The sequence below is a fragment of the Secundilactobacillus sp. MJ173 genome, assembly GCF_059704265.1.
Map to the genome: position 1 here is coordinate 109,560 of NZ_BAAKGN010000038.1, position 16,722 is coordinate 126,281.

The following is a 16,722-nucleotide window of genomic DNA, read 5'->3' on the forward strand; positions in this document are numbered from 1 at the left end:
CCTTAATGATCGATTATCCACTAAAAAAAGAAGACTATCGCACACTCGCGGGGGCAGTAGCGACGTTTTCAGGTATCACTCAGATTGATACCGTTTTCTATACACTAGATGAGCAACTCCTCAAAGATAATACTGTTTTTTCGGGGCTTAACGAGGTTCAACAAAACATTAATTTTGATGCGTTCAAGGTTTACGCCATCTTTCCAGTAACCATTGAACATCGGTTATGGGGCTTTATTATTTGTAATTCAGTCAACGTTTCCCAACAACGCATTTACCTCTCCCGCAGCTACTTGGAAAATATCTTCAACCAACTACTAGAACCCGAATTTAACATTACGGTTTCAGTTTGGGACGCACTGGACACGGAACAGATTTCTCAAATCCGCTACTTCGATACTTTTCTGCGGGCAACAACAGCTGAAGGCAATCAAATTACGACTCAGCCAGTTAAAACCGATCGGAACAAGTATCACAACACAGAAAATAGTCTGCAGACCACATCTCAAGGGGAAGACGATGGGGTTAACCAAAGTATTGATGCTGCAATTCAATACATTGAAAAAAACATCCGTCACACGATTTCTCTTTCAACTGTAGCGCAAGAAGTCTTTCTATCACCTTCCTACCTCAGTCGAATCTTCAAGAAAGTCTTGGATGTTAACTTTATCGACTACATTAATTATCGAAAAATTGCCATTGCCAGTGAAAGACTGGCACTTTCAAAATTACCGATCAATTACATTGCTAACCAAACTGGATTTCAGCAAACCAGCTACTTTACCAAGATTTTTAAGCAACGCACTGGCTTGACGCCTTCGGAATACCGTCACCAGAATACCTCTATTCAAAAGGTCTTTACGATTCCTCGAGATGTTTCTTGGCGGGACAGTGATACCGTTTTTGACGTATCCAAGCGCTACTTCCAAAAACACGATATTGCCTACTTTTCCCAGCCGGTTAACGGCTATCCCTACTTTAACAATATTAGTAACTTAGCTGATTCTACTGGGTCTCGCGGCTGGATCTATACCGTTGACTGTAAGCAGCCGACCGTTCCTTCTAGCGCAGTGAGTGTTAAAGGGAAGTCGGTTGTTCAGTGGATCTATACCGCTTTTAACAACTAGCTTATTATTTCAATTAACAAAGGGTAAAAATGGTATTTTTTTGCACAACCAACGATTAGCCGAATGACAATTAAGTTCTATTAAAATATAGTAAATTTTCTCATTTATTTAGCATGTGATAACTTTCTGAATGCGTTATAGTCTTAAAAATAGCGTTAATTTTCATGGTTTTCAAAAAATAATGATTCTAATTTGGCTCTTTTTACTGAAACGGATGAAAACACAAACAAGCACTGGTTCCGTTGATTTTACGGGATCAGTGCTTGTTTGTGTTAAATTCTATATTCTACCAAGTTGTATCCATTCTTATTTTTCAGCAACATACTTGGCAGTCTTGTCATCATAATTGAACGTCACAAGTTGATCATTCAACTGTACATTAATCGTCTTATATTGGCCATCATAGCCATGATGAGTAAGACTCACACTGCAATCACCTGCAACACTTGTCTTTACAGTGTATTCGTTATATTCACCATTTTGATACTTAAAATCAACACCATTATCTTGATAATGAGTATACGTAGCCGCGTCACCAAATAATCTGAAGGTCATGGTTGCATCCGGTTGATCAGAGAGATGTTCAACCTCTTGTCCCCATGGCATCAGCGTATTCTTTTTGATGAAAATTGGCAGCTTATCTAATGGTACGTTAGCCAAGATCGTTGTTTTACCGGCATATTCAACACCGGTGTCCAAAGCAACCCACTGCCCTTCAGGCAAGTAAACTGCACGAGCAGTTTGTCCCTGCGAAACGATTGGTGCAACCAAAACGTTGTCACCGACCATGTATTCATCATTCATGTTGCGAACCGTTTGATCATCGGGATAATTGAGAACTAGCGCACGCATAACTGGCAACCCATCTTGAGTTTCATTGTGGAAACAATCATACAAATACGGAATAAAGCGATAGCGTAAGTTTAAGAATTTACGATAGATGTCCAAGACTTGCTTACCAAAGACCCACGGTTCCTGATTACGAACTTGTAGCGCACTGTGGTTTCTAAATAATGGGCTAAATAATGCCGCTTCGACCCAGCGAGTTAGCAATTCTGCCGTTGTATCAGCACTAAATCCACCAATATCAGTTCCGGTATAACTAAAACCGCTCATTCCAAGGTTACATAGTTGAGGAATCGACATCTGCAAATGGTGCCAGAGACTTTGGTTATCACCCGTCCAGACAGTAGAATACTTCTGTGTGCCGGCATAGGCTGCCCGAGTGATCACATATGGCCGCTTACCCGTAGCGTCTTTGATCCCATTATAAGTAGCTTTAGCCATATTATGACCATAAACGTTGTGCATCATCTTCGAGGTTGAAGCCTGATTTTCATCCGACATCACCACGTCATCCGGCATATCACCATCAAAAGTAGCTGGCTCGTTCATGTCCGTCCAAATCCCGGCAGCACCCTTATCTAACAGGAACTTGCAGTGCTTACCCCACCATTGGCGGACTTCTGGGTTACCAAAATCCGGAAAGGCTGACTGACCAGGCCAAACGCGGTTGATATAAACCGAGCCATCTTTGTTCTTGGCGAAGTAACCCTTTTTGAGTCCTTCTTGATAGATGTCATAATCGTTATCCTGTTTAACACCGGGATCCAAGATTGGAATTACGCGAACACCACGTTTCCGTAATGAAGTTAAGAATGCCTTAGGATCAGCAAACTTATCTGTATCCCAAGTAAATACCCGATAACCTTTCATGTAGTCGATATCGAAGTGAATGGCTTCAAGCGGTAAATGATACTGCTCAAACTTATCGACAATCTCTTCAACACGACTTTGATCCATACTGTAACCCCAACGAGATTGTTGGTAACCTAACATCCAGCGTTGCGGCAAAGGAACAACACCAGTTAAATAGGTATAATTTGCAACAACATCCTTCAAGGTACGGCCACCAAGAATGTAATAGTTCAAGTTACCGTCATCAGCCGAGTACACGTAGTACTTGTCGCTTTCCTTACCCAGGTCAAAGTGACTGCGATACGTATTGTCAAAGAACAGCCCATATGGATGGCCCTGCTTCAACCCAAATAGAACTGGAATCGACTTATACAAGTGGGTAAAACTTTCAATGTGTGGCCGTGGTTCATCGGTATTCCAGTTATCATACTCATAACCGCGTTTGTTCAAGAAGCCAGTCTTGCCACCTAAGCCGTAAAACTGTTCATCGTCGTCTAATCGGTTAAGCACTTCATAGTAAGTATTACTTGCTTCATCTATCGCTGCGACTTCGTGACCCTCAGAACGAACAATTTTTTTATGTGCAGCATCAATATTTTGATTAATTGACTCACGCTGCCCATTATAGTGAATAACTAATGGCTGGTTATCTTGATCATACACATCTACGTGCAACTGAGGATCAACCTTAACTGTCAACGCATCTGTTTTGATGGTAATGACATCGCCATCTTTAGCCACGGCATACTTCGTTGGAACGGCTTTGTCGCCCTCCACAGCGTACGAATGCGTGCTTTTACCATAATCCTGAAAGACTTGAACAATCTCGGGTTTCACAACCGAGAAAGTCAGGCTTTTGTTAGCTGAAACCACCTGAACGCGTTGGTCGTTATCAGTAAAATCAAATGAATCTGTCGTCATGTCTATCTCATCCCTCTTACAAAATATTATGCCGTTTTCTTTTCAACTTTGATAATGTCCATTAATGCCGCACCGATTAACCATGAAACACCACCAATAACAATCATTGTTGGCATTGAATCACCCACCATTGGGAAAATCACGAAGCTGCTGATTGATGCAACAATTTGTGGCAAACAAATAAAGACGTTAAACAATCCGATATAAGCACCATCGTTAGCACCATCTGTTGTCGTAGTGAAAATAGCAAATGGTTCAGTGTGCATCGTTAAGAAACAAATCCCAATCAGAACAAAGGCGATAATTAATACATACTGGTTATGCGTAAAGGCAGTCCAAATCATGCCCAAACCACCACTGGCCAAACCAATTCGGTACCAGAACTTCCGCTTGTATTGACTGGTCCGTGACAAAACTAAGAACCCGTAGAGAATCCCAACAACTGATTGAACGAAGGTTAAAACACCATACCAGTTACCGGCGGATTGAAACCCTGCAGAAGTGGCATTAGCGGTGTGCCAAACGTTTTTAGCAATGGCACCGGTGGTATAAGTCCAAAGATATTGAATACCAAAGTAAGCAAAGAATTGAATAATAGCAACTTGCCAGAAAGTACTTGGTGCTTCCTTGATCAGTGTCCAGTATGACTTCTTTTTCTTCTTTTCTTTAGGATCAAAATTATGATAGTTTGCGTAGGTAATTGGATCGTATTCTTTTACGGATACAATCGTGTAAATTGAGGTAGCCAGTAACACAATAGCTGCAATGTAAAATGATAACCGAACTGACAGCGGTACAACACCACGCTTGGCGATGTTAGCGACCCCAATCCAGGTTAAGAAGAAGGGACACAGGTTGGCTAACACACCACCAACGTTACTGAAAGCTTGTTGCCATGACCAAGCCTGATCCTTTTGATTTTCGTTGACCATGTCACCAATAATCATCCGGAATGGTTGCATACATGCGTTATTTGAAAGATCCATTAAAATAATTGCAATTGAACCAAATAGCAATGCAGCCAGTGACGCAAAACCGAACCCAAACGATCCAGCATTCGGTAAGAGAACCAGCACAATCGCGGCAAGCGGTGCAGCCACCATCAAAAGTGGCATTCGACGACCAAACCGTGGTGACCAAAAACCGTCTGAAAACTTACCTAAGATTGGTTGAACGATCATCCCAATCAGCGGTGGAAAGATAAAGAAGTAGCCAAGTTTAGTTGGATCTGCTCCAATCGTTTGAAAAATCCGACTCATTTGTGATGTTTGCAGTGAAAACGCCATGTTGACCCCACAAAAACCAAAGGTGATGGCGAACATCGTTTTTAAGCTAATATTTGGTAGGGAATGTGTTTGTTTCTTTGCGTTCTCTGCTTTAGTCCTACTTGATACATGTGGCTTAACAGTACCTATGCTTCCTTGTGAACTTTCCACAAGAAACACCTCCCGAAAAAAAAGTTATGTAAACGTTTACAGCAATTATTGTAGTTCCTTCTGTAAACGTTTACAATACCTTTAGAACAACTTTTTTCATTTTTCGGTGTAAGAATTACATCAAACCCCTACTATTTCTAGGGACGAAGGTCGATAATAAAATGAGAATCTTTTTTGAGGACTGATCATATGACATTACAAAACAGAGTCACAATTAAAGATATTGCCAAAGCCACTCAACTATCCGTGGCCACTGTGTCACGTATTTTACACAAAAAGGGACAGCATAGTAGTCAGACCGTTAAACGGGTGACCGAAACCGCCAATAAAATGGGCTACGTGCGTAATACTTCAGCAGCCGATTTGGTCAATCAAAAAAGTCGCATCGTTGCCGTTGTCGTCTCCAATACCAAATCCAATTTTAGCGAACACATCATTGACGCCATTGAATCAAAAGCTGCTTCAGATGACCTTAACGTGTTCATCCTCCATGCCGGAAATCGCGATGAACAGTCCCAGCTTAAAGCCATTCAGACGGTGATTGAACGGGCTGTCATGGGCATTATATTGGTTTCCCTGGAGCTTGATGATAACGTCATCGCAACCCTCAATAGCACCAGTATCCCTAGCATTTGCCTATCAACTTCTGTGACGGATACAGCCATCCCTTTTGTGACGTCTGATAACTATCAGATGGGCTATGCAGCAACTCAACTCATGATTGATAAGGGGCACACTAAGATCGCAATAGCGGGTATCCCTACCGCTGGATCCATTAATCAACGAATCGCGGGCTATTTACAATGTATGTCTGATCATCATTTAAAAGTCGAACCCGATTGGATCCAGTACGGGACGTGTACGTACGATGACGGTGAAAAAGCCTGGCAAGTTTATGCAAAAAAGCGTGAAATCACCAGTGCAATCTGCGCCAGTGATCTCACCGCGGTCAGTATGCTGAATGCCATCACTGAAGCGGGCCTTAAAGTCCCAGATGACATCAGCCTTGTCAGTTTTGACGGTACAGACATCGTGGATATGGTGCGACCGCGGATCACCAGTATTAGTCAGTCCTTTTACGAAATGGGACTAGCCGGAATCAAGTTTTTGACTGATGGTAAAACCATCCAAAAGCAGTACCTACCCTTTAAAATAATCGAACGAGAATCGACCCGCCGTTTAGAGAAATAATTAACTGCTTTGTGTCAGCAACGAAGTTAACTCCCGCTGTCTGAAGGAAATCACCGTTTTTTATTTTCCTCTGGAAACTTGCGTTAATCGTGTTAAATGGGTTTCTGAAAAACCAGAAAAAGAAGCCAAGCTAGCTGGTTCATATGTGCACACCCACTATCTTGCCTTCATCATTAAACGCCAACTGCATGTCATGCCATCTTTATTCCGGCTGCCATGTAGTTGGCGTTAGTTTTGTTAATATTGAATTTAGTAACTGATTCCGATTTCTAGCTTCCAGAACATCGCTCAGCCGTGCTGCACAACTGCCAATCGATGCTGTGCCATTTTAATGATCAGTTGTTCCGGCAACGGTTCGTCATAGCTCAGGTGCCAACTGCCCTTTGTGGTTGGATATCCGACTAGTTCAGCAGCAAAAAAAGCAATACCTTCACTAGTAGGATAAATACCAATGTGGTGCTTATTGGCCCCAAAATAAATGATTGGTTGGGATTGAATAAAGGCCGGCATACCATACGAAATTTTTTCTTTTGCATCTGGTAAAACACCTTTTAGTAATCGATATAAACGCGTCAGCTGGGGTTGGAATTCAGTTGGTTGCTCTGCAATGTACGCTGTAATAACACTCATACAAGTAACCCTATTCGAGTACTTTAAGTACTAAATCAACGTGTGGAATACCATCCTCTAAATAAACGTCAGAAACCGGTTTAAACCCAAACGATTTGTAAAAATCTAATAGGTAGCTTTGCCCCGCAATTTTAATATCATTTCCCGGGAAATCTTCTTTGATTTCCTCAATTGTAGCGCTCACTATTTCCCGACCAAGGTGCTGTTTTCGAAATTTTTTAACGACCAATACTCTACCGAAGCTAACATAATTGCTACTAGAATTACGAATAATTCGTGTATAGGCAGCTAACTCACCATCAACACGAAGGATCATGTGGATAGCATCATCATCTTGATCATCAATTTCTTGATACGGACACTCCTGTTCCACCACAAACACCTTGATGCGGGCCTTCGTGATTTCTAGTAATTCAGGAACGGATAATTCCGAAGTTTTCTTCACGCTTAGTTTCATAATGATCCCTCCACTCTAACCTTATTTTGTAGAACTGATGACATCAGTCCAAATGGTTGTCACTATAATTTTTGGTTTTAAATTTAAAGGCATTATAGCATATAACGTGTTTCTAGCTTATCACTAACCGGTTCGGATTACTGTAATTAGCTCCCCTTTTAGACACTAAAAAGGCGTGCTGTCAGTAATTTCACCCAACAACACGTCCTAAAAGTTTATTTACTTATTTAAGGTTCCGGCACTAGCCAGCCATCTTCACTTTTAGGCTCTGAGACTAACCAGCCATTATCCAATAACTGGTGATATTTTCGACCAACTGGTACCCAAAGTTTAGCGTTTAAAATACTACGTAGTTCATCCCAAAATAAGGGATCTTCGATTTCTTTATCTGATAAATTGATATGGAGATAGTCGCCCTGCTCAGTTTTTGCCACCACGAAGGGGTAAAACACTTTGGTAATCTGTGCAGCAACAATGTTAATCATTTTAGCATCATGGTCAAGTAGCATCCGTTTCACACTCCTTATCTTTGAAACTACATTCAGTTTAGATTTTAGAACTTAAAAGAAGCCAAAAAGAATGTTGAGAAAGCTTTAAGAAGGTTTGCGAATCTCTTAAATCAAAAAAGAACGGCTACTTTTGATAGTCATCCTTTTCCAATACATATATTTATTGAAACCTACTGAATTTCACGCTTCAAATACTCTTCAAAGGTAGTTGGTTTGCGTCCAAGTAACGTCTTAAGCACAAACGGATTCTCATCCAAGAACTTCTCTAACTCAATAGGGGTGGCACCAGCATGCTCGCCAGTCAACTTGTTGTAAGTATCTGGGTCCTTAGCAACTTTTAGCAGCAACTTCACTGACATCCAACAGATCAACGTGGCTACCGGCATGTCCGGCAGCTGAAGTAACTGTAATCATAAGGTGTGTTACTCCTTCCAAACAATCTAATAACCTTTAATGCTTAAATTACCACGGTACGATACCAGCATCTTCTGTGAAGGTACCATTTAATTCATTCTTAGGGTCTAATGCCAATTCAATGGCACGGTGAGCACCACTTTCAAGTGGCTTAGCACCATTCTTCTCGAACATTTCTTTGTCAACTAGGTCAGTCGCGGTCATACCTGGGTTAACTGAGTTGGCTGTAATATTAACTTTCGTATCTCTAAACTCTTTACTATATGAAATAGTCATGGCGTTCAAGGCTGTCTTAGAAGCTTGATATGGGAAGGCGTTAATGTGTGAGAACATTGATGTTGAATCCGTCGCAAGACCTAATGAACCCATATCACTGGTAATGGTAATGATCTTACCATACGAAGCTTTCTTCAATAATGGAACAGCAGCCTTAGTCATTGCAGCAGTTCCAAAGAAATTGGTTTCAAAGACACCACGCAAGTCTTTTTCTGCCGTTTCTGATGGTAAAACACCTTCAGGACCTGAAATACCGGCATTGTTAATTAAGATGTTAAGGTAACCAAATTTGTCATCAATCGCCTTGATGGTTTCATCAATCGTCTTTTGATCAGTAATGTCACAGTGTACCAAGGCAACATTTAAGTCTTGATCCTGCAATTCTTTAACAGCTTTCTGACCAAGATCCATGTTATAGGCACCGATGAAGACGAATTGACCATGTTGAGCCAATGTCTTAGCTTGATAGAAACCCATACCTCTTTCAGCACCTGTGATTAATGTAACAACTTTTTTAGAATCAGCCATTCTAAAGCACTCCTTTTCCTATGAGTATTTAATAACTATTTCACATGAAACGTTAGAATAAATCGAAACTATTCGATGTCTTCTCGGTATCTTCAACTGAAACAGTTGGTTTGATCTCATTAGCAACTAATTGACGGGCGCACCAGTTAGCAACGCTACGAGGCTTGTGGTCCAGTAATTCAATCAACTGCTTATTGTTACCAGCCCAGCCCCACTTGTTATAAGTCTTACGCAGTGCGTAGAAGGTTTCAGTTGCAAAACTGTCACTGCCTGCGAAGTAATCTGGCCAGTATTCCACGAGCTTATCTTCAGGAACGGAGATTGGGGTGATTTCTTTGCCAGAAACTTTGGTCATAATTGTCGCAACGTCTCTAGGGGTCATGGATTCGTTACTGCAAGTATAAATAGCGTACTTGTAGCCATCTTCCGTGAGCATCTTGATGGCACAATCGGCAACGTCCAAGGGGTCAACCCATGAAACCAGCTTGTCGATGTCACACATACTTGGATATTCACCCATATCATAAAACATCTTCATGAAGATGTTTTGGTGATAGGTAGAAGGACGCAGGACACTCCAATCTAATCCGCTTTCGAACCCACGGTAAAGCAAGTATTGTTCATCCTTAGCCTTCATTCGGTGTTGCAATAGCGTACTCATATTAGGATACATGCAGGATAAGTAAACGTACTTGCTGACCTTAGCATCAATCGCTGCATCGATTGCGATACGGCCCATCTTAGCTTCTTGATAAGTAAACTGCGGTGGAATGTATAGCACCTGATCCACACCCTTCATTGCTTGAGCAACGAATTTCGGATCGCGGCTATCGCCAACAAGCGTTTCTTTAACCCCCTGCTGTTCAAGTTTCTTAATATCAGGGTTCATGTCAATGGCACGAATCTCAAAACCCTTTTTAGCAAGGTAAGGGACAATTTGGCGTCCAACTTTACCGTAAGCACAGGTAATTAGTAACATATTTCACAACCTCCTTCATTGACCATAGTCTATGCCCTTATTTTAAACTCGTCAAGTATTACTTTATGAGTTTTTCTTAATAAAATTTCGTGTATAATGGTTTTAACGAAGAAGGGGGAGCGTCAGTATGACGGGAAAACAATCACAACGACAAGATCAATATAATCGCGGGAAACAGCTATTTATCGACACTGCTAAAGACCTTTTCAAGACGCAGGGATATGACAAAACGAAAGTCAGCGATATTGTGAGAGCTAGCGGTCGAAACGTCAGCACACTTTATCACTACTTCCCCGAGGGTAAAAAAGACATCGTCAAAATCCTGTTAATCACTGATATTAAAGATGAATTTGATAAATTAGCCCAGCTAATGACGGATAAAAGTGATGGTTCGCTCATTGATTCACTACATTTGTTCTACCATCAGTTTGTTGAAATTTTTTATCATAACTGGTATTTGATGTCTATCATGCTATATTACAAAGATGATTTTGAAGCCGATGTCACCCCGATTACTCGTGAAGGAACGGATCATATGCGGGAGTTGTTGGCGGACTTCTTGCAGAAGCGGGTCGACAACAGAGAGTTATACATCACCGACTGTGAAGTAGCAGCCAAATTATTCTTTGCACCCGGAATGGAAAACATTATCGTCAACTTCTCGGAACCTGAAAAAGACGTCTTCGAAACCAGTGAAATCGATCAACTGATTGCGACTTGGCAGCGAGAAACAATTTTCTTTGATGAATCTAACTAAAAATAGCTCAGAACTGCCATTCTTTGCAGTTCCGAGCTATTTGTTTGATTAAGCATCAACAACGCTAAACCGTTGTCTGATATGCTTGGGTGCTACCATTTCCTGCACAATTGCAGCGGCTAAATTACCAGTTGTGGTTGTGGCCTTACCCTCTTTGTTAACTATTGGCTGGTCGCCGCCGATTTTAAAGTTCGTTTTAGGCCCATCATTTAATTCATTTTGGGGCGTAACCGCAATCCAATCAACGTTATCCACCCATTTGAGATATTCAAATTCGTGACTTTGTTGAACGGGTGCCTCAATCCAGGGCTGACCGGCATACTTCTTCAACACTTCATTGATCATTGGCTGGCCAGCATCATCCAATAAGGTACTAGCACCAATAATGAAGATCAGTTTTGTATCCGTCTTTTCTCGAAAGGCCGTGATCAAATTCGTAGCCAAATCTAAATGCTGATAAGCCTTTAATGATGCAAAAGCGTCTACCACGTGATCAAAAGCCTTTAAATCAGTGTAAGTTAGCGTCAGTGCGTCCTTTTCCATAATTTCAGCATCGATACCTAGTAACGACTGCGCCTTTTTGGCATCGCGAACGATTGCCGTAGCTTCAATGTTATTCGCAATGGCTTCCTTATATACAGCTTGGCCAACGTGTCCAGTTGCACCAATAATACCAATTTTCATGTGAGATCCCCCATTTAAGTTCATCAATGCTTGTGGTTTCATTTTTATGTTGCCGACCACCAATAAAATATAACGCATATCCGTTTACCCGTCAACTATTAATTCATCCGTCATTAAAAAACACGCCTGCACGCTGCTGCAAACGTGTTTATCCTAATAAGCTTCATCCCAACTACCCGCAAACTCTGCAAATAGGCCGTCAATATTTCGTGCGTTGAATGCTCTGCCACGATCTCCAGTTGCTTCAATTCGTTCTGGCCCGCGACCTGCCGTCACTACCGGTAATTGATGATGTCCCGCCTCAATAAAAGCTTTCATCGTGATCATTTTTTCCAGTTCGATTTGATGAATCCAGCTAGCGCCGAAATCGTAAGTGTACATCACATTACCCTTCTCCAGATCCGGATATGCAAAGTGTTCACTTTCGTTCAACATGTTATCTCCCATATCCAGGTCTGGCATCACCATGCCATATTCAGTAGTCGGAATATCAGCCGGTGAAAAGCTGTGCAAATGACTATTTGTCCAGCCGAATAACACTTGAATAATCGCATGTAGTTGGTCATAACGAATACTTGTAGGAACCAATACTCGACGCCAAGTGTCCGGTTTGACATCTTTAAGCGTAACTCTAAGTTGCATAATACTACTCTCTGTCATGAGCTGCCTCCAGTTAATTTATCACTTTCATAATCGTTCTCCCATTTGATAGATACGCTCAAATACCTGATCTTCAACTCGCCGGTCCGAAAAGCTACGTGACCGTAAAGTGCTATTCGGCCGATTGATTTTGGTATACCTAATTGCCGGATCATACACATAAACACCCGGATTATTCGCCACAAACGTAGCGGTAAATAAGTAATCCTCAGCGATGGACAATGACTCATCAAACCGTAATTGCTGTTGTTCAATAGCCGCCAGCGAGTAAGCCTTGTTCCAAATATAACCGCCTACTTCAGAACCGCGCTGACTAACTTGTCGAAACATGGTCTGCTGTGACAGTGTTTCATAGCGGTCCCGTGGATTCACCGGTGTATGCCACCATTGATAGCCAACCGCAACAGCGGGTGTCCCCTCTTGAAAGCCATTCACCAGTGTTTTAACAAAGTCTGGATGCAATCGATCGTCACCGTCTGCAAAAGCCACTACATCACCAGTGGCGTGTTCGATACCAAAATTTCGTGCAACTGAAACGCCTCGGTGATGGTCAAATTGTTCCACGTGAAACATTGGCACACCATTAATAAATTCGGCTGCTTTTTCCGCTGTACCATCCGTTGAATGGTCATCAACCAGCCATAATTCAAAATCTGCGGTTTGATTGGCAATCGTTTCCAGTGTTTCATTGAAATAATGACTTAAATTATAAGTGGGTACTACTAAAGTCAGCTTAGTCACTGTATTCACTCCGATACTTTATTTTTGGTGCTATTATGGCAGAATACAAGACATAGTCAATTATTTTCACTCAACATCTGGACGAATTCCCGTAAAATCCATTCTCCTCTAGTGGACGGTCTAAATACGTAAAACGCGATTATTAAGATATCGGCAATTCACGCCACGTACGGTAATGAAAAAGGCCCGTTAGCAAGCAACAGGCCTTTCCTTTGATCCAATATTAAAATTCTTCACCTTCTGCAATCTTACCTAAAACTGTGAATGAGGGAATAAAGAACACTTCGCCAGTTTCAGGTGTGGAAAAGTCTAACAACCGATCCGACTTGGTGAACATGCCCTCTAGCATCCGTTTAGTGACTTCCCAGTGTCGGGCATAGCCGATAAAGTAGGTGCCATTCACCCCTTCAGTTGGATTAGAAAACGGCACGTTCATCCGAACAATCTTATGCTCGACACCACCCTCGTTATCCTGAGACACAATATTGTGCGCATTCGGCGCCTTTTGTTCATCTTCAAGTTCCACATCATTAAATTTCTTCCGACCAATTGCCTGTTCCTGCTGTTCCGTCTTCAGCTTATTCCACGCTTCCATATCATGAGCATACTTCTGGGCGAACGCATATGACCCATTGATGAAGTCTGGATCCTCGTCACCAATCACCGCATAGTCCGGCGTATCTAACGCGCTAGGATTTTCTGTTCCGTCTACAAAACCAATAATAGCGCGACCTTCAAAGTAACGGAAACCATGCGTTTCATCAAGTACCGTTACGTTGTCTTGAATTCGTTCCATCACCATAGTCATTAATTCAAAGGGGACAGCGGAATCTTTGGCCCGCACATGGAAGAAAAGATCGGCCGGTGTGGCTGGCGCAGTGTATTTTGGCCCCACTACTGGCTCAAATTCCTCTAGTTCTTTAGGCCGCTTGGCGTTAGGGAAAAGATAATCCCAGGCCTTACGCGAGAAACCAAAGGCAACAGCTAATCCCGCATCTGGATAGCGAATATTCAGTGAATTTTCGAAAGCTGGCAGGTGTTCAGCAAGATCTTGAATCATTTCTAAATCAGCATCGTGATCCTGACGTTTCAAGTTCATAGTTGAAAAAATAATGTTACTGCCTGCATCCTTATAGACGGACTGGACATCCTTTAAATCAATTGCCATACCGGAAAGCCTCCTTGTAAATATGCGTCACCAAAATATAATTTAGAATAATTCTTATTTGATTTTAACACATTCCGATTACAATTAAAGCGTTTTCTAAAACTTAATCATTCACAAATAATTCACCTTTGGCCGTATATCGTAGTACAATATGATTTCAACACAGAGGAGGAACAAGATGATAACGTATATTTTTATCTTTACGTTCACCATGCTAGTACTGATATACTTCGGCCACAAAACTAATCACAAGCGCTTACTTTGGACATCCTTAGTTATTCTGCTACTCATCTTTTGCTTTACCGCCTGGCTCTTTTTGATACTAATTCCTTCAATGTAACTGTGTCAGCCGTTAAATTGTGCGAATACCATCTTTTAAAAGCCTAATAACTATATCTTAAAATAATTCAAAAGGCACCCCTAAGTTTTCCACTTAAAGGTGCCCTTTCTTAATTATTTTTTCGCATACGGATAATGCGCCATTACCGGTAACTGATCCCATTTTACTGGATAACCGGCACCATGGGCACAGAAAACAGAATCTGGTGTGTTCTCTAAGTCAGCTACTGGATCATAATCAGCTGCAGCAATCACGTCATCGGCGTTGTGACATGGTCGATAGCCATCAACTACACACTCCAGTTCACCCTGACCATGGGTATAGGCGTTCACCGTTTGGGCGTACCCTTGCATCTCTGCAACTGGTGCGCTACCGGTTAAGGTGACCACGGTTCCCCCAGTATTGTCTGGTGCCTCAAACTGCCCATTCATCAGCTGAATATCGTTCATTGCCCGACCAACCTGATCTGGTGTCACTGTCAGCCGAAATTGGTACCATGGTTCTAGCAACTGTGCTTTGCCTTGCTGCCTAGTCATCATGAGTCCTTGGCGAACCGCTCGCCAGGTAGCTTCTCTAAAATCACCACCAACCGTATGCACAATGCTGCCACGTCCACCAATCAACGTGATTTTCATATCAGTAATGGGTGCGCCAATCAAAACGCCCAAGTGCTGTTTAGCAGCTAAATTAGTCATGATCTGATGTTGCCAATTCTTATCCAGTACCTCCAGCGAACAATTCGATGCAAAGGTAACACCACTGCCAGGCTCAGTGGGTGCCATGAGTAAATGAACTTCAGCGTAGTGACGTAAAGGCTCAAAATGACCCACTCCTTCTACTGAACCCGTAATGGTTTCTTTGTAAAGAATGCTGCCCTCATCGAAAGAGACATCCAAGTTGAATTGATGTTGCAGTAATTGTTGAATCACTTCTAACTGCATCGTCCCCATCAACTGTACCCGTATTTCCTGTAACTGATTAGACCAAGTGACATGAAGCTGCGGGTCTTCATCTTCTAGTTGCTGTAAGGCCTCTAAACAAGCGTGAAGATCATTACCTTTAGGATCAACTTTATACGTCAAAACTGGCTGTAATACTGGTGCCTCACTATCGGCTAAGTCACCCAGACCCTGTCCTGGCCGTGTCCCAATTAAACCAGTAATCGCACAGACTTCCCCTGCAGTAATAGTCTGACTGACCGTGTACTTCACCCCGTTGTACTGCCGTAGCTGATTGATTTTTTGGTCCGGCAATACTTCATCGCGAGGATGGAGTGCTCCGCCCGTAACACGAACCCAAGTTAGACGTTCACCCTTTTCGTCGTGAGACACCTTAAAGATTCGAGCACCAAAACTCTGATTCTCTGGTCTTTCAATGGTCCACCGTTGCAACCCCGACATCAGTGCTTCAACGCCCGTTAGCTTTAACGCTGCACCAAAATAAGTGGGGAAAACTTTCCGCTGGCTAATCAATTGTCGAATCACATCATCACTGAGGGTCTCTGTCTCCATGTAACTATCTAGCACTGAATCATCTTGTAACGCAATATCTTCATAGTTATCGGCAATATTTTCATTATCAAAAGCGACACAACCAGACGATAATTCCGTCTGTAACTGCGCCAGCAACCCTTCTTGGTCAACACCAGGAGCATCCATTTTATTCACAAAAATAAAAGTAGGAATCTGATAGCGAGCTAATAACCGCCATAACGTCCGGGTATAGCCCTGAACACCATCAGTGGCAGAGACCACTAAAATAGCATAGTCCAACACACTGAGCACCTGTTCAGTCTGGGCACCGAAATCCGCGTGCCCTGGTGTATCTAACAAGGTCAAATTGAGCTGTTGATACTGTAAATTTGCTTCGTGAGAAAAGATCGTAATGCCACGTTTTTTCTCTAAATCATCAGGATCAAGAAACGCATCCCCATTATCAACTCTGCCCAGCTGTGAAAGCGTTCCGGCTTTATAAAGCAGTGCTTCAGATAAAGTGGTTTTTCCTGCATCCACATGGGCAATAATTCCCGTAACGATGTGCTTCATGACTGTTTCCTCCCGTAATTACTCAATACTCCCATTATTCCACGTTATCACCAATAATCAACCTATCTACTACCAATGATAAGATGATTTCTTCACGCAGGTTTTCTCATTGTAATGATAATAAAAAACAGTCCCCCTTCTTATGACGAGAGACCATTTGT

16 protein-coding genes are annotated in these 16,722 nt (G+C 42.1%); 3 read left to right on the forward strand and 13 right to left on the reverse strand.

Translation table 11 applies throughout. The annotated features are described in order from the left end of the window. Positions 1-5 precede the first annotated feature (5 nt). Positions 6-1,127 carry a helix-turn-helix domain-containing protein gene (locus AC6H04_RS06725; protein WP_497570966.1) on the forward strand — a complete coding sequence of 374 codons (1,122 nt, stop codon included), beginning with the start codon at positions 6-8 and terminating at the stop codon, positions 1,125-1,127. 306 nt (positions 1,128-1,433) lie between these two features. On the opposite strand, the gene AC6H04_RS06730 is transcribed toward AC6H04_RS06725, so the two are convergent. Together AC6H04_RS06730 and AC6H04_RS06735 are read right to left on the reverse strand one after the other, a co-directional pair. After that, the gene (locus AC6H04_RS06730; RefSeq protein WP_497570967.1) at positions 1,434-3,746 is read right to left on the reverse strand and encodes a glycoside hydrolase family 31 protein; all 2,313 of its coding nucleotides are present in this window, start codon (positions 3,744-3,746) and stop codon (positions 1,434-1,436) included. A 26-nt stretch (positions 3,747-3,772) separates the two neighbouring features. Further along, complete coding sequence (locus AC6H04_RS06735) at positions 3,773-5,068, reverse strand: SLC45 family MFS transporter (RefSeq protein WP_497571017.1); 1,296 nt, start codon at positions 5,066-5,068, stop codon at positions 3,773-3,775. Positions 5,069-5,371: 303 nt separating this feature from the next. On the opposite strand from AC6H04_RS06735, the gene AC6H04_RS06740 reads away from it, so the two are divergent. Then, positions 5,372-6,373: a LacI family DNA-binding transcriptional regulator gene (locus tag AC6H04_RS06740; RefSeq protein ID WP_497570968.1), complete on the forward strand. Its 1,002-nt coding sequence runs from the start codon at positions 5,372-5,374 to the stop codon at positions 6,371-6,373. A gap of 288 nt (positions 6,374-6,661) precedes the next feature. Here the strand turns inward: AC6H04_RS06740 and AC6H04_RS06745 are convergent, their stop codons facing one another. The 6 genes from AC6H04_RS06745 to AC6H04_RS06770 form a co-directional block, all read right to left on the reverse strand. Continuing rightward, on the reverse strand, positions 6,662-7,003 hold the full coding sequence (locus tag AC6H04_RS06745) for an iron chaperone (protein WP_497570969.1): 342 nt from the start codon (positions 7,001-7,003) through the stop codon (positions 6,662-6,664). Between the two features lie 10 nt (positions 7,004-7,013). Next, a complete protein-coding gene (locus AC6H04_RS06750) occupies positions 7,014-7,460 on the reverse strand; it encodes a GNAT family N-acetyltransferase (protein WP_497570970.1) in 447 nt (148 codons plus the stop codon). A gap of 227 nt (positions 7,461-7,687) precedes the next feature. Continuing rightward, positions 7,688-7,969: a hypothetical protein gene (locus AC6H04_RS06755; RefSeq protein ID WP_497570971.1), complete on the reverse strand. Its 282-nt coding sequence runs from the start codon at positions 7,967-7,969 to the stop codon at positions 7,688-7,690. Positions 7,970-8,139: 170 nt separating this feature from the next. Beyond that, positions 8,140-8,316 (reverse strand): hypothetical protein, encoded by a 177-nt coding sequence (locus AC6H04_RS06760; RefSeq protein WP_497570972.1) that lies wholly within the window; start codon positions 8,314-8,316, stop codon positions 8,140-8,142. A gap of 115 nt (positions 8,317-8,431) precedes the next feature. Beyond that, entirely contained in the window at positions 8,432-9,187 is a 756-nt protein-coding gene (locus AC6H04_RS06765; protein ID WP_497570973.1) for an SDR family NAD(P)-dependent oxidoreductase, read from the reverse strand. Between the two features lie 52 nt (positions 9,188-9,239). Then, positions 9,240-10,166 (reverse strand): SDR family oxidoreductase, encoded by a 927-nt coding sequence (locus AC6H04_RS06770; protein WP_497570974.1) that lies wholly within the window; start codon positions 10,164-10,166, stop codon positions 9,240-9,242. Positions 10,167-10,293: 127 nt separating this feature from the next. Between AC6H04_RS06770 and AC6H04_RS06775 the strand changes: the two genes are divergently transcribed. Further along, positions 10,294-10,923 carry a TetR/AcrR family transcriptional regulator gene (locus tag AC6H04_RS06775; protein ID WP_497570975.1) on the forward strand — a complete coding sequence of 210 codons (630 nt, stop codon included), beginning with the start codon at positions 10,294-10,296 and terminating at the stop codon, positions 10,921-10,923. A 48-nt stretch (positions 10,924-10,971) separates the two neighbouring features. Here the strand turns inward: AC6H04_RS06775 and AC6H04_RS06780 are convergent, their stop codons facing one another. The 5 genes from AC6H04_RS06780 to AC6H04_RS06800 all read right to left on the reverse strand — a co-directional run bounded on the left by AC6H04_RS06780 (position 10,972) and on the right by AC6H04_RS06800 (position 16,561). After that, positions 10,972-11,607, reverse strand: a complete 636-nt coding sequence (locus AC6H04_RS06780; RefSeq protein WP_497570976.1) for an NAD(P)H-binding protein — start codon at positions 11,605-11,607, stop codon at positions 10,972-10,974. A 153-nt stretch (positions 11,608-11,760) separates the two neighbouring features. Continuing rightward, positions 11,761-12,267 carry a plasmid pRiA4b ORF-3 family protein gene (locus tag AC6H04_RS06785; RefSeq protein ID WP_497570977.1) on the reverse strand — a complete coding sequence of 169 codons (507 nt, stop codon included), beginning with the start codon at positions 12,265-12,267 and terminating at the stop codon, positions 11,761-11,763. A 27-nt stretch (positions 12,268-12,294) separates the two neighbouring features. Beyond that, positions 12,295-13,008 (reverse strand): glycosyltransferase family 2 protein, encoded by a 714-nt coding sequence (locus tag AC6H04_RS06790; RefSeq protein ID WP_497570978.1) that lies wholly within the window; start codon positions 13,006-13,008, stop codon positions 12,295-12,297. Between the two features lie 223 nt (positions 13,009-13,231). Beyond that, a complete protein-coding gene (locus tag AC6H04_RS06795) occupies positions 13,232-14,176 on the reverse strand; it encodes a Dyp-type peroxidase (protein WP_497570979.1) in 945 nt (314 codons plus the stop codon). A 453-nt stretch (positions 14,177-14,629) separates the two neighbouring features. Then, positions 14,630-16,561 carry a GTP-binding protein gene (locus tag AC6H04_RS06800; protein ID WP_497570980.1) on the reverse strand — a complete coding sequence of 644 codons (1,932 nt, stop codon included), beginning with the start codon at positions 16,559-16,561 and terminating at the stop codon, positions 14,630-14,632. Between the last annotated feature and the right edge of the window lie 161 nt (positions 16,562-16,722).